Annotated in this window: 14 protein-coding genes; 9 read left to right on the top strand and 5 right to left on the bottom strand. The window is 61.8% G+C overall.

Features of this window, described 5'->3' with window-relative positions; all coding sequences use genetic code 11:
• Nucleotides 1-71 precede the first annotated feature (71 nt).
• Both JOE32_RS09160 and JOE32_RS09155 read right to left on the bottom strand, forming a co-directional pair.
• Nucleotides 72-392, bottom strand: coding sequence for a hypothetical protein (locus tag JOE32_RS09160; RefSeq protein ID WP_209983339.1), 321 nt, complete (start codon nt 390-392; stop codon nt 72-74).
• A 135-nt stretch (nt 393-527) separates the two neighbouring features.
• Entirely contained in the window at nt 528-1,118 is a 591-nt protein-coding gene (locus JOE32_RS09155; protein WP_209983337.1) for a cysteine hydrolase family protein, read from the bottom strand.
• 238 nt (nt 1,119-1,356) lie between these two features.
• Between JOE32_RS09155 and prmB the strand changes: the two genes are divergently transcribed.
• Nucleotides 1,357-2,265, top strand: coding sequence for a 50S ribosomal protein L3 N(5)-glutamine methyltransferase (gene prmB / locus JOE32_RS09150; RefSeq protein WP_209983335.1), 909 nt, complete (start codon nt 1,357-1,359; stop codon nt 2,263-2,265).
• Nucleotides 2,266-2,331: 66 nt separating this feature from the next.
• Here the strand turns inward: prmB and JOE32_RS09145 are convergent, their stop codons facing one another.
• Nucleotides 2,332-3,138 carry a hypothetical protein gene (locus JOE32_RS09145; RefSeq protein WP_209983333.1) on the bottom strand — a complete coding sequence of 269 codons (807 nt, stop codon included), beginning with the start codon at nt 3,136-3,138 and terminating at the stop codon, nt 2,332-2,334.
• Nucleotides 3,139-3,237: 99 nt separating this feature from the next.
• Nucleotides 3,238-4,200, bottom strand: a complete 963-nt coding sequence (locus JOE32_RS09140; RefSeq protein WP_209983331.1) for an alpha/beta fold hydrolase — start codon at nt 4,198-4,200, stop codon at nt 3,238-3,240.
• 142 nt (nt 4,201-4,342) lie between these two features.
• Between JOE32_RS09140 and aroC the strand changes: the two genes are divergently transcribed.
• The 4 genes from aroC to JOE32_RS09120 all read left to right on the top strand — a co-directional run bounded on the left by aroC (nt 4,343) and on the right by JOE32_RS09120 (nt 7,729).
• The gene (gene aroC / locus JOE32_RS09135; protein ID WP_209983329.1) at nt 4,343-5,434 is read left to right on the top strand and encodes a chorismate synthase; all 1,092 of its coding nucleotides are present in this window, start codon (nt 4,343-4,345) and stop codon (nt 5,432-5,434) included.
• Between the two features lie 77 nt (nt 5,435-5,511).
• The gene (locus tag JOE32_RS09130) at nt 5,512-6,675 is read left to right on the top strand and encodes an MFS transporter (RefSeq protein ID WP_209983327.1); all 1,164 of its coding nucleotides are present in this window, start codon (nt 5,512-5,514) and stop codon (nt 6,673-6,675) included.
• Nucleotides 6,672-7,202: an acireductone dioxygenase gene (locus JOE32_RS09125; RefSeq protein ID WP_209983325.1), complete on the top strand. Its 531-nt coding sequence runs from the start codon at nt 6,672-6,674 to the stop codon at nt 7,200-7,202. Before JOE32_RS09130 ends, JOE32_RS09125 begins: the two co-directional genes overlap by 4 nt.
• Before the next feature lie 248 nt (nt 7,203-7,450).
• Nucleotides 7,451-7,729 (top strand): helix-turn-helix transcriptional regulator, encoded by a 279-nt coding sequence (locus JOE32_RS09120; protein WP_209983322.1) that lies wholly within the window; start codon nt 7,451-7,453, stop codon nt 7,727-7,729.
• Between the two features lie 62 nt (nt 7,730-7,791).
• Here JOE32_RS09120 and JOE32_RS09115 read toward each other — a convergent pair whose 3' ends face one another.
• Nucleotides 7,792-8,070, bottom strand: coding sequence for a DUF3509 domain-containing protein (locus tag JOE32_RS09115; RefSeq protein ID WP_003236719.1), 279 nt, complete (start codon nt 8,068-8,070; stop codon nt 7,792-7,794).
• A 366-nt stretch (nt 8,071-8,436) separates the two neighbouring features.
• Between JOE32_RS09115 and JOE32_RS09110 the strand changes: the two genes are divergently transcribed.
• From JOE32_RS09110 to JOE32_RS09095, 4 genes are all read left to right on the top strand, one after another.
• Nucleotides 8,437-8,952 carry an ankyrin repeat domain-containing protein gene (locus JOE32_RS09110; protein WP_209983319.1) on the top strand — a complete coding sequence of 172 codons (516 nt, stop codon included), beginning with the start codon at nt 8,437-8,439 and terminating at the stop codon, nt 8,950-8,952.
• A gap of 41 nt (nt 8,953-8,993) precedes the next feature.
• A complete protein-coding gene (locus JOE32_RS09105; protein WP_209983317.1) occupies nt 8,994-9,524 on the top strand; it encodes a hypothetical protein in 531 nt (176 codons plus the stop codon).
• A gap of 68 nt (nt 9,525-9,592) precedes the next feature.
• Entirely contained in the window at nt 9,593-9,784 is a 192-nt protein-coding gene (locus JOE32_RS09100) for a PLDc N-terminal domain-containing protein (RefSeq protein ID WP_003172956.1), read from the top strand.
• 360 nt (nt 9,785-10,144) lie between these two features.
• Complete coding sequence (locus tag JOE32_RS09095) at nt 10,145-12,232, top strand: LTA synthase family protein (RefSeq protein ID WP_209983315.1); 2,088 nt, start codon at nt 10,145-10,147, stop codon at nt 12,230-12,232.
• Nucleotides 12,233-12,252 lie beyond the last annotated feature (20 nt).

The following is a 12,252-nucleotide window of genomic DNA, read 5'->3' as shown; positions in this document are numbered from 1 at the left end:
AGCCTCCGCGAGGGGCGGGCAGTTTACCTAATCGCGGCGGCCAGGGCGCAGGAAACGCTATCCAGGCGCCATCAGTCGTGCTTTTTCATCAGGTGCGAGGCGATATTCAGTGACGAGGTCTGGCGCATTTTCCGACGGCTGCGGCGCCACAACCATACGCCGAACCACAGCACCAGAAGGCCGATTACCAGCAGAATCGCCGAGCCACCGGGGCTGGCATTCAGCTCACCAAGGGCCGGCGAGTGACCAAACAAACCGGCGCCACCAGCGCCGGCCAACAACAGACCACACATCGTCAGCAGCGCGGCAAAGCACGCCACCAGACGCAGACGCCAGTTGCTCGGGCCCTTGGGGCGCAAGCGACGAGCATCAAAACCATCGGATATCTTCATTCCGACCTTTCCTCCAGGGTATCGGCCCTTCGACCGGAAGATACACAGGTTGTTCCGGGTGGAGGGGTAAATGCGCCAAATGAAAGGGCTTTGCGGATGAGTGGGGTTTAAACACACCGCTCACCCGCAGGTCGATCAAATCAGATCTTTGGTCAGCGCGAGGGTCGCGAAATTGTCGGCCATGATGGCCATTTCGGTCTGCTGCACGTGCTCGGCACTCAGGATACCGCCTTTGCAAGGCAGGTCGCGGGTGGCGCAGGCGTCCTCCACCAGCGTGCAGCGAAAGCCCAGGTTCTTGGCGGCGCGCACGGTGGTGCTGACGCTGGAGTGGCTCATGAAGCCGCAGACGATCAGGTCCAGCGAGCCCAGGTCCTGCAGGTGTTTTTCCAGGCCGGTGCCGTGGAAGGCGCTTGGCAACAGCTTGCCGATGATGGTTTCGTCACCCTCAGGCTCAAGGCCGGGGATGAATTCGCCGCGCTCGCCCTGGGGGTCAAACAGGCCGCCGACGGTGCCGAGATGACGCACATGCACAATCGGGCGCCCGGCATTGCGCGCCGAGGTCACCAACTGCCTGATGTTGGCGACGGCCGCGTCCATGCCCGAAAGGGCGAGCGGGCCGCTGAGGTATTCCTTCTGGGCGTCGATGATCACGAGGGTCGCATGGGCAAGGTTCGCTGCTGCGTAACCACGACCGCTGAGTTGAAACATCGTCTTTGGAACGGACATTCTGGGGCTCCTGTCAGGGGGGCGTTTGCGACATTGTCCACTGGCAGAGCGGTTCTGTGAATCGCTACCATCGCAAGCTGCGCCGTTGCTGGCGTGCAGCCCTGTCAAGAGACTGCCGTGTTTAACCAGAGGGCAGCCATTTGGATGAAATCCGACAGATGGCGCGAGCACTGCACTCATCGTCGGTCCCGGCGAAGGCTGTTAGAATCGCCAGTCGTTTTTTCCAGGAGCTTGCCCCGTGATCACTTCCCGCCTGCGCACTTTGCGCGACCATATCCGTTGGGCTGTCAGCCGTTTCCACGGGGAAGACCTGTTTTTTGGCCATGGCACCGACAACGCCTGGGACGAAGCCCGGCAACTGGTGCTCGGCGCTCTGCATCTGCCCTGGGAAATTGCCGACAGCTATCTGGACTGCAACCTCGAAGAAGAGGAAATCTCCCACGTGCAGCGTTTGCTGCATCGCCGCATCCATGAGCGCGTGCCCACGGCTTACCTGTTGAAGGAAGCCTGGTTCTGCGGTCTGTCGTTTATCGTCGATGAGCGCGTGTTGATCCCGCGCTCACCGATTGGCGAACTGATCGAAAACCGCTTCGAACCCTGGCTGGCCCAGCCGCCTGCGCGCATCCTCGACCTGTGCACCGGCTCCGGTTGCATCGGCATTGCCTGCGCCTACGAGTTCCAGGAGGCTGAAGTGGTGCTGGGTGATGTGTCCTTTGAAGCATTGGAAGTGGCCAACCAGAACATCGAGCGCCACGGCGTTGATCAGCGCGTGTACACCGTGCAGGGCGATGGCTTCGATGGCCTGCCGGGCCAGCGTTTTGACTTGATCGTGTCCAACCCGCCCTACGTGGATGCCGAAGACTTTGCCGATATGCCCGACGAATATCAGCACGAGCCGGAGCTGGGCCTGGCCTGCGGTGACGACGGCTTGAACCTGGTACGGCGCATGCTCGCCGAGGCGGCGGACCACTTGACCGAGAAGGGCTTGCTGATTGTCGAAGTGGGCAACAGCCAGGTGCACGTCGAGGCGCTGTACCCGCAAGTGGATTTTGCCTGGCTGGACTTCCAGCGCGGCGGGCATGGCGTGTTCATGCTCACGGCTGAACAGTGCCGCGAGCATCAGGCCGTCTTTGCCGCCCGGGTCTAGCTGAGGAAGTGAGGTCAATGTGGGAGGGGGCAAGCCCCCTCCCACATGTTGATCGCATTGCATTTATCAGCGGTGCGTGGCAATCCAGATCAACAGCCCCGCCTGAAACACCGTAAATGCCACCAGGCAGGTAATGGTAAAGCGCAATCCGCTGTCCTCGCGCTTGAACTTGGTGACCTTTTCCTCCTCCTTGCGCAGCTTCACTTCCTGCTCCTGCAGGTTCTGCTCGGCCTGTTGCAGCATCTGCGCCGCTTCCAGAATCTGCACGAACTGCACCTTCTCGGTGTTCCAACTGTCCAGCACGTCGCTGACCTTGCCCGGCTGCACATTGCCTTTCAAATGCTGCACATCGGCGTAGGCCACATCGAAACCCTGAATGCGCAGGAAGTGATCACGGCGCAGGCGCGTGGCTTCGTTGAGTGCATCCTTGTTGGCCAGGCTCACGCCGTCGACGCGGTAGTGTGACCACTTCCTTTTCGCCCAGGCGGCGGCCTGGGCCACCAGGAAACGACCAAGGCCACGGTTGACCGGTTCGATCTCCAGGCTGTTGCCCGGGCCGAAGTGCACACGGTGTGTTTCGTGGTCCACCCACACGTCGAGCTGGTTCTGCTCACGCCGCACGCGCTGGCTCGGTAACTCGATGACCATGCGCAACAGGCTGCGTTGCGCATCATGCCGCTCGGCGTAGCCGAACTGCACAAAGCGCAAGGGCCGTGCTCCGGTGGCACGGTCGATTGCCAGGGGCGCCAGGCGCAGCATCTTGAAATGTTCGGCCTGCACGTCCGCCCACGGCAGGGCCGCTGCCTCGACGGCCTCGGGCATGTCGGCCGGGGTGTCGCTGGTCGGTTCCGGTGTTGCTTCGGTGATTGTCATGCGGCGCGATCCTGTCCAAGCCGTGCGAGCCGACAGTCTTTTTACTGTCGACCCTGGGCTTATCGGCCGGTTCTGCCAGGACTGGAGGCCAATACTTGCTTAGCGCGAGCGCAGTCCGTCGATAAAGCGTACCAGGCGCTCGCCCAGCTCGGCGGCCAGCGGCAGTTTCGGGTCGTTGTAGGAGGCCAGTTGCTGCTTGACGTTGTTGGGCACGATGCGCATTACGTGGTTCATGCCTTCGATGATGGTCAACTGCGCGTCGGGTTTGGCCTGTTGCAGTTGCCGCGCATCGGCCACACCGACCTGGATATCGTTGGTGCCCTGGATGATCAGTGCCGGCATGTGCAGCCTGGCGAACGCGGCCGATGGGTCGGCGCGAAACAGGCTGATCAGGTAAGGCTGCACGCTGGGCCGGAAAATCCCTTCCAGGGGAGTCGGCACATCGGCATCCACCTGACCGGCCTTGAGGTGGTCGAGGATTTCATTGCTGCGCAGCAACAGGGCAGGAGGCAGATGGTCGGCCAGTTGCTGGCGGATCACCTGGTCGACCGGGCGCGCGCTGCCGGAGAGCGACACCACCCCGGCCGGGTCCAGTTGCGGCGCGGCGAGGGCGGCGACCAGTGCGCCTTCGCTGTGCCCCAGCACGATCAGCGGGCCCATGCGTGTGTCCGCCTTGAGCCGTTTGCCCCAGGCCACGGCGTCGGCCACGTAAGCGTCGAGGGTGAGGTTGCGCTCGTCGGGTGTGGCCGCAAGGCTTGCGGCCACACCGCGCTTGTCGTAGCGCACGCTGGCGATGTTATGCCGCGCAAGCACCCAGGCCAGACGCTTGAGGCTGTCGTTGCGTGCACCGTCGGCACTGTTGCCGTTGCGGTCGGTAGGGCCGGAGCCGGCGATGATCAGCACTACCGGCACCGGTTTGTCCGATTGTGGCAACAGCAGCGAGCCGAACAGCTCGCCGCTGCCGGTGTCGAGGCTGATGGGGCGTTGCAGCACCACCGGGGAGGCGGCATGGGCCAGGCTTGTAAAGAGGGTAAGGGCTAACAGCAGAACTCGAAGCATCATCGCGCCATCATTGGAAGGTGCCGGTTGGACACGTGTCCACCGCTAAGGTTTCGAGGATGAACTAGTCGGTTAGCCTGCGTATACTGGCGGCCTTAAGTTATTACGGTTGACTTGATTCAACTGATTTCACGGAGCGCCCTGCATGTCCGGCAATACCTTCGGCAAGCTGTTCACTGTCACCACCGCGGGCGAAAGCCATGGCCCGGCGTTGGTCGCCATTGTCGACGGCTGCCCGCCCGGCCTTGAGTTGTCCCTGGACGACCTGCAGCGTGACCTCGACCGCCGCAAGCCCGGCACCAGCCGCCACACCACCCAGCGTCAGGAGCCCGACGAAGTCGAGATCCTCTCCGGCGTCTTCGAAGGCCGCACCACCGGCTGCGCCATCGGCCTGTTGATCCGCAACACCGACCAGAAGTCCAAGGACTATTCGGCGATCAAGGACCTGTTCCGCCCGGCCCATGCCGACTACACCTACCATCATAAATACGGCGAACGCGACTACCGTGGCGGTGGCCGCAGCTCGGCTCGCGAGACTGCGATGCGGGTGGCCGCCGGCGCCATCGCCAAGAAATACCTGGCGAGCCAGGGCATCGTGATCCGTGGCTACATGAGCCAACTGGGGCCCATCGAAATCCCGTTCAAGACCTGGGACAGCGTCGAAGACAACGCTTTCTTCTGCTCCGACCCGGACAAGGTGCCGGAACTGGAAGCCTACATGGACCAGTTGCGCCGCGACCAGGACTCGGTCGGCGCGCGCATCACCGTGGTGGCCGAAGGGGTCAAGCCGGGCCTGGGCGAGCCGATCTTCGACCGTCTGGACGCCGAGCTGGCCCACGCGCTGATGAGCATCAACGCCGTGAAGGGCGTGGAAATCGGCGCCGGTTTTGCCTGCGTGTCCCAACGTGGCACCGAGCATCGCGACGAGCTGACCCCGCAGGGTTTTCTCAGCAACAACGCAGGTGGCATCCTCGGCGGCATCTCCTCGGGCCAGCCGATCGTGGCGCATCTGGCGCTGAAGGCCACGTCCAGCATCACCACGCCAGGCCGCTCGATCGACGTGCACGGCAATCCGGTGGACATCATCACCAAGGGTCGTCATGACCCCTGCGTGGGCATTCGCGCCACACCGATTGCCGAAGCGATGATGGCCATCGTGCTGATGGACCACCTGCTGCGCCATCGTGGGCAGAACGCCGATGTACACGTGAACACTCCGGTGCTGGGCCAGCTGTGACGGTCCGTTGTGGCGGGCGAGCTTGCTGTGGCGAGCGAGCTTGCTCGCGTTGGGCCGCGAAGCGGCCCGTGTAACCTATGACGTCAACGCTCCCCTACTGGCGCCTCTCCAGCTTCTACCTGTTCTACTTCGCCCTGCTGGGGGCCACCGCGCCTTTCCTGGCGCTGTACTTCGATCACCTGGGCTTCTCCAGCGCGCGCATTGGCGAACTGGTGGCCATCCCTATGCTGATGCGCTGCGTGGCGCCCAACCTGTGGGGCTGGCTGGGCGACTACACCGGCCGGCGCCTGGCCATCGTGCGCTTTGGCGCGGTGTGCACCCTGGCCAGTTTTGCGCTGATTTTCGTGAGCAAAACCTACGCCTGGCTGGCGCTGGTCATGGCCCTGCATGCGTTTTTCTGGCACGCGGTATTGCCGCAGTTCGAGGTCATCACCCTGGCGCACCTGCGCGAGCAGACCGCACGCTACAGCCAGCTGCGGCTGTGGGGTTCCATCGGCTTTATCCTCACCGTGGTGCTCATGGGCCGCCTGTTCGACTGGCTGAGCCTGGACATCTACCCGGTGGTGGTCGTGGTGATCATGGCCGGGATTATCGTGGCCAGCCTGTGGGTGCCGAATGCGCAACCCGTCAGCCACGGCAACCGCCCGGCCGGCGACGGTTTCCTCGGACAACTGCGCCGCCCCGGCGTGCTGGCGTTTTATGCCTGTGTGGCGCTGATGCAATTAAGCCACGGCCCGTATTACACCTTTCTCACCCTGCACCTTGAGCACCTGGGCTACAGCCGTGGCGTGATCGGCCTGCTGTGGGCCCTGGGCGTGGTAGCCGAAGTACTGATGTTTTTGGCGATGAGCCGCATCCTCATGCGCTTTTCCCTACGCCGGGTGCTGCTGGCCAGTTTCCTGTTGGCGGCGCTGCGCTGGCTGCTGCTGGGCACCTTTGCCGAATTCTTCTGGGTGCTGCTGTTGTCGCAAGTGATGCACGCTGCGACCTTCGGCAGCTTTCACGCCGCAGCGATTGCCTTTGTGCAACGCAGCTTCGGCGATAAACAACAGGGTCAGGGCCAGGCGCTGTACGCCGCTCTGGCCGGCACCGGTGGCGCCCTCGGCGCCCTCTATTCGGGCTACAGCTGGAACCTGCTGGGCCCGACCCTCACGTTCGGCATCGCCAGCGCCGCCGCCCTGGCCGCCGCCGTTATCATCGGCCTTCGCTTGCACGAGCAGAATCAAGGAACCGTCCCATGAGCCATGTCGCCGTCTACGCCCTTGCCACACTGGATACTCCGAACAAAGTCCTTACCCACGCCGACGATATTGCCTCGACCCTGGCCGACCACGGTGTGCGGTTCGAGCGCTGGCAGCCTGGTCCGCTGGAGAGGGGCGCCAGCGAGGCGCAGATGATTGCCGCGTGCCAGCCGCAGATCGACGCCCTGGGCTACAGCGCGGTCGAGGTGTTCAGCGTCGGCAGCGATCAACCGCACCCGCAAGCGTTGCGCGCCAGGCACCTGAAGGCGCGATGCTACAGTGAGGACCACGCGCGTTTGTTCATCGCAGGTCAGGGCTTGTACACCCTGCAAGTGGGTGACTACCTGTATGCCGTGCGCTGTGAAAAAAACGACCTGCTGGTGATCCCTGCAGGCTTGTCACACGGGTTCGACATCGGCGAGAACCCCTGCTGCGTGACGTTGTGCCTGTCCAACAGTGTGCAGGGGCTGACGCCTGAGTTCACGGTGGGCGCGGTGACTGAAGGCTTACCGGGACTGGATGACTGATGGTCCGCACGCGCTGACAGGGCGAGGTAGTGCAATAGCCAGGTAAATGTTCAACCGCAAAGAGTTGGATTTTTTTGTGGGAAGAGCCGTATTTACGTGTAGGTCACGGCTATTTATGTCGCGACCAAGCGCACGGCTGCGTGGGTTATGTAACGCTCTCAAGCTTCGGTGCTTATACCAGCTGTCAATAGGAGGAATCCGAAGGTCGGTATAGGCATCCGCCAAGCGCTTATAAGAAGGAGAGCGGCATGAGTGGCCCACAGGAGTTGTATCCACCCGCGACCGGGCTGTGCGACACGGCCATGGCGGCGCGAAAGCGCTTGAGTCTGTCCGGCAAACCCCTGACGCCCACGGAGCTGGAAATCCTGCGCTGGGCCTCGGAGGGCAAGACCGTCTGGGAAATCAGCAAGATTCGCGCGACCTCCCAGGCGGCGGTCAAATTTCATCTGCGCAATATCTACGGCAAGCTTCAGGTGAGCAATCGCGTGCAGGCAGTCAATGAGGCGGTGCGCCAACGGCTGTATTGAACGCATGAAAAAGGGCCGCGACGTTCAACGACGTCGCGGCCCTTCTCGTAAAAAGCCGTTGCTTAAGCCGAATGGTAGGTCGGCAGGGCAAAGCGGTTCTGGCTTTGCAGCATCGAAATCTGCGGCAGGTCACTGGCTTGTTCAGCCAGGTCGCGGCGGATGGCACTGATTACCCAGGTCAGTTGGTCGGCAGTGTGCAACTGCTGATAGGAAATCGAGCGCTTGACCTGTTTGCCTTCGCCGTTGCGCAGGGTCAACAGGATGCCGCCGTCCGGACGGGGCTGGGTGGTGACGTCGTATTGGGAAAATACTGAAGCGAATTTATCTTGGATCAGGCTCATGTCTATCAGCTCCGTTGGCTCAAGTTGGCAAGCATGGAGTGATAGGTGCAGTGATTGTGCCAGCTAGTGGCTATTTAAAATATCGTTATAAATCAATGGCTTGAATTTATTCTGGATTTTCGGTTTCGTGCAAATTGCATGAAGGGCCATCGTGCACCCCTGCATTTTGCGCTGTCTGGTCAGCGGCGGTTGCAAGGTCCCTAAGCTAAAAGACTCGAAACATACGGTTAAATTCCCTTCTGTCGTTGCTGCCGGTCTGAACAGGTGATTGATTGTCGCTATGACGACTTTTGACAAAAAAGCCATGACAGGCGGGAACTCCCTCGCAACACTGGCGCCTATTCAGTACTGATCAAGGAGCCCCATATGTCAGACCAACCCAAACAGATGACCGACGACGAAGCTGCCGAATTTGCCGAGCAGGTCTTCGATGTTGCCCGCAAAGGCGACGCCGCCATGCTCGCCGCGCTGCTGGCCAAGGGGTTGCCCGCCAACTTGCGCAATCACAATGGCGACACCTTGCTGATGCTCGCGGCCTACCACGGCCACGCCGACGCGGTAAAAGTGCTGCTCGAATTCAAGGCCGACCCGCTGATTGCCAACGACAAGAACCAACTGCCGATTGCCGGCGCGGCGTTCAAGGGCCATATGGCCGTGGTCAAGGCGCTCATAGAAGGTGGCACCCCGCTGGAGGCCGCATCCTCCGATGGCCGTACCGCATTGATGATGGCCGCGATGTTCAACCGTATCGAAATGCTCGACTACCTGCTGGAGCAGGGCGCCAATCCCAAGGCGACCGATGCGCAGGGCGCCACGGCGCTGGCGGCGGCGCAGACCATGGGCGCGGTGGATGCGGCGGCGAAGTTACAGAAACTGGTGTAGGCTTTGCGCCCTCCAAAACCCGCCCGCCACAGGATTGCCCCATGAAAACCGCCCTCGTCGAACTCATCAGCCACATCAGCGCCGGCGTCATGGGCGAGGACGAGGTGGCGCGCATTGCCGATGAGGCCGCCCAGGCGTATGCCGATCCGGCGGCGTTTTTGGCGGCGAACCCGGACATCAACTACGACGACAGCTTCCCAATCCCCCTTGGCGAGTGGGTGGTGGTCGGCAGCCTGCCGGACACGGTGCTGTTCCAGGCCGACAGTTATGCCGATCTGTTCGCGCAGATCGTTGCCTCGTTCGGCCCTGGCGTGGCGTTCAACCTCAAGCCCAAGCAACTGGCCAAGGCCGACGACCTCACGGCGCTCAATCGCATTCAGATCCAGATGAGCGCGTTGAGTGCCGAAGACGGTGGCTATGTGCTGGTGAATTTCAGCCAGTTGCTGGATGACGCCATCCAGGTGGTGCTGGTGCATGGCAATCACCTGCCGCACGTCTTGCAACGCTGCGCCGAGGTCGGCATCCAGGCTGAACCGGCCCTGGAAGCCCTGCGTGTGGCCGTACACGTCTGAATTAAAACGGAACGATGGCTGGCAGCGCCTATCCTAAGCAGGCATGACCTCACTTAAGGAGCGACACCATGGGTTCTACCTTTAATGGCCTGATTGGCCTGATCATCCTGGCGTTGGATATCTGGGCGATCATCAACGTGTTCAAAAGCGGCGCAAGTACCGGCGCCAAAGTGTTGTGGATCCTGTTGATCCTGCTGCTGCCTGTGCTTGGCCTGATCATCTGGGCAATCGCCGGGCCACGGGGCAACGTGCGGATCTGACACCCCTCTATAGCGGGAGCGGGCACGGTAAGTGTGGGAGGGGGCTTGCTCCCGGTAGCGGTGTATCAGCCAGTCAATCTGGTACTGAAACACCACTACCGGGAGCAAGCCCCCTCCCACATTTGCATTACGGTGCCAGGGGAGATTTGTGTGTCGAAATATTCGCTGCACAGAATTTTCACATTTCATCCAAGAGAATTCGCTGGCTCTATCCTCCGGCCACGGGCCTGCCCTGGGCGCTTTTAAAGGCGTGGTAGCGTTACTCGTTCAGTAATTAATAGCCTTGCCGGCACTGATCGGGCACCATTCGCGCCACTGCAATGCTTCGTCACTTAACTTCCAATGGGTCCTGAAAACGACATGGCAAACCCGGACGCCCTGAGTCAGCAGCGAGCTTCGAATCGCCTGCTGCAACCGACCGTCAAATCCCATCTGGCTTACACGCTGCTCTGTGCACTGGTCATGATGGTGATGTTCTCCCTGCTGCGCCTGGCGCTGCTGGTCTACAACCGCGAGATGATCCTCGACACGCCGGCCGCGACCTTCCTCGAAGCGTTCGCCAATGGCCTGCGTCTGGATCTGCGCCTGGTGGTGTACCTGCTGATCCCGTTGTTGCTGGCGCTGTTCAGCGTGCGAGCCATGGCGGCGCGCGGGTTCTTCCGTTGCTGGCTCACCGTTGCCTCGAGCATCGCGCTGTTCCTGGGCCTGATGGAGATGGACTTCTACCGCGAGTTCCACCAGCGCCTCAACGGCCTGGTGTTCCAGTACGTCAAGGAAGATCCCAAGACCGTAGTGAGCATGCTCTGGTACGGTTTTCCGGTGGTGCGCTACCTGCTGGCCTGGGCCGTGGGCACGCTGATCCTGAGTATGGCGTTCAAGGGCGCCGACCGCGCCACCCGTCCGCGCGGCCCGTTCAGCGGCGGCAGTATCGGCACCCGCCAGGTGGCGCAGTGGTACAGCCGCATCGCCGTGTTTGTGGTGTGCCTGCTGATCGCCGTGGTCGCCGCCCGTGGCACCCTGCGCCAGGGCCCGCCGCTGCGCTGGGGTGACGTGTACACCACCGATTCCAACTTCGCCAACCAGTTGGGCCTCAACGGTACGCTGTCGTTGATCGGCGCCGCCAAGGCACGTTTCTCCGAGCATCGCGACAACGTGTGGAAAGCCACCCTGGAACAGCCGTTGGCGACTCAGACCGTGCGCGACATGCTGGTACTGCCGAGCGAAAAACTGGTGGATACCGACACAGCCGCTGTGCGCCGCGACTACACGCCACCGGCCGAGAAGACCCTGCCGATCAAGAACGTCGTGGTGATCCTGATGGAAAGCTTCGCCGGTCACTCGGTGGGCGCATTGGGCCGCCCGGGCAACATCACGCCTTACTTCGACAAACTGTCCAAGGAAGGCCTGCTGTTCGACCGCTTCTTCTCCAACGGCACCCACACCCACCAGGGTATGTTCGCCACCATGGCCTGCTTCCCGAACCTGCCGGGTTTCGAATACCTGATGCAGACCCCGGAAGGCAGCCACAAGCTGTCGGGCCTGCCGCAGTTGCTCAGCGCGCGTGACTTCAACGATGTGTATGTCTACAACGGCGATTTCGCCTGGGACAACCAGTCGGGCTTCTTCAGCAATCAGGGCATGACCAACTTCATCGGGCGCAACGACTTCGTCGACCCGGTGTTCTCCGACCCGACGTGGGGCGTGTCCGACCAGGACATGTTCAACCGTGGCCTCGAAGAGCTCAAAGCCCGTGAAGGCGGCAAGCCGTTCTACGCGCTGCTGCAAACCCTGTCCAACCACACGCCGTACGCGTTGCCCAACCCTTTGCCGGTGGACAAAGTCACTGGCCGTGGCAGCCTCGACGAGCATTTGACGGCGATGCGCTACTCCGACTGGGCCCTGGGCCAGTTCTTTGAAAAGGCGCGCAAGGAGCCGTACTTCAAGGAAACACTGTTCGTGATCGTCGGTGACCACGGGTTTGGCAACGAGCAGCAGATCACCGAAATGGACCTGGGCCGTTTCAACGTGCCGATGCTGATGATTGCACCGGGCATGCAGGAAAAATTCGGCGAGCGTGACCACACCGTGGGCACCCAGATCGACATCGTGCCGACCATCATGGGCCGCCTCGGTGGCGACACCCTGCACCAGTGCTGGGGCCGCGACCTGCTGAACCTGCCGGAAGGCGACAAGGGCTTCGGCGTGATCAAACCTTCGGGCAGCGACCAGACCGTGGCCTTGCTCACCGGCGACCGCGTACTGGTATTGCCCAAGGAGATGCCGCCGAAGTTGTGGCAATACGAACTGGGCGCGAACCCGACCGGTAAAGTGATCGCTGAATCGCCGGACGAAGCCGCGTTGAAGCAGAAACTTGAATCGTTCCTGCAAACGGCCACCAAGAGCCTGTTGGATAACACCGCCGGCGTAGTGGACGGCAAGCCCGACTGATTCACGGGCAATAAAAAAGA

The sequence above is a fragment of the Pseudomonas sp. PvP025 genome, from assembly GCF_017832155.1.
In the GTDB taxonomy this organism is placed as follows: Bacteria; Pseudomonadota; Gammaproteobacteria; order Pseudomonadales; family Pseudomonadaceae; genus Aquipseudomonas.
This window is presented reverse-complemented; position numbering and strand designations above follow the sequence as displayed.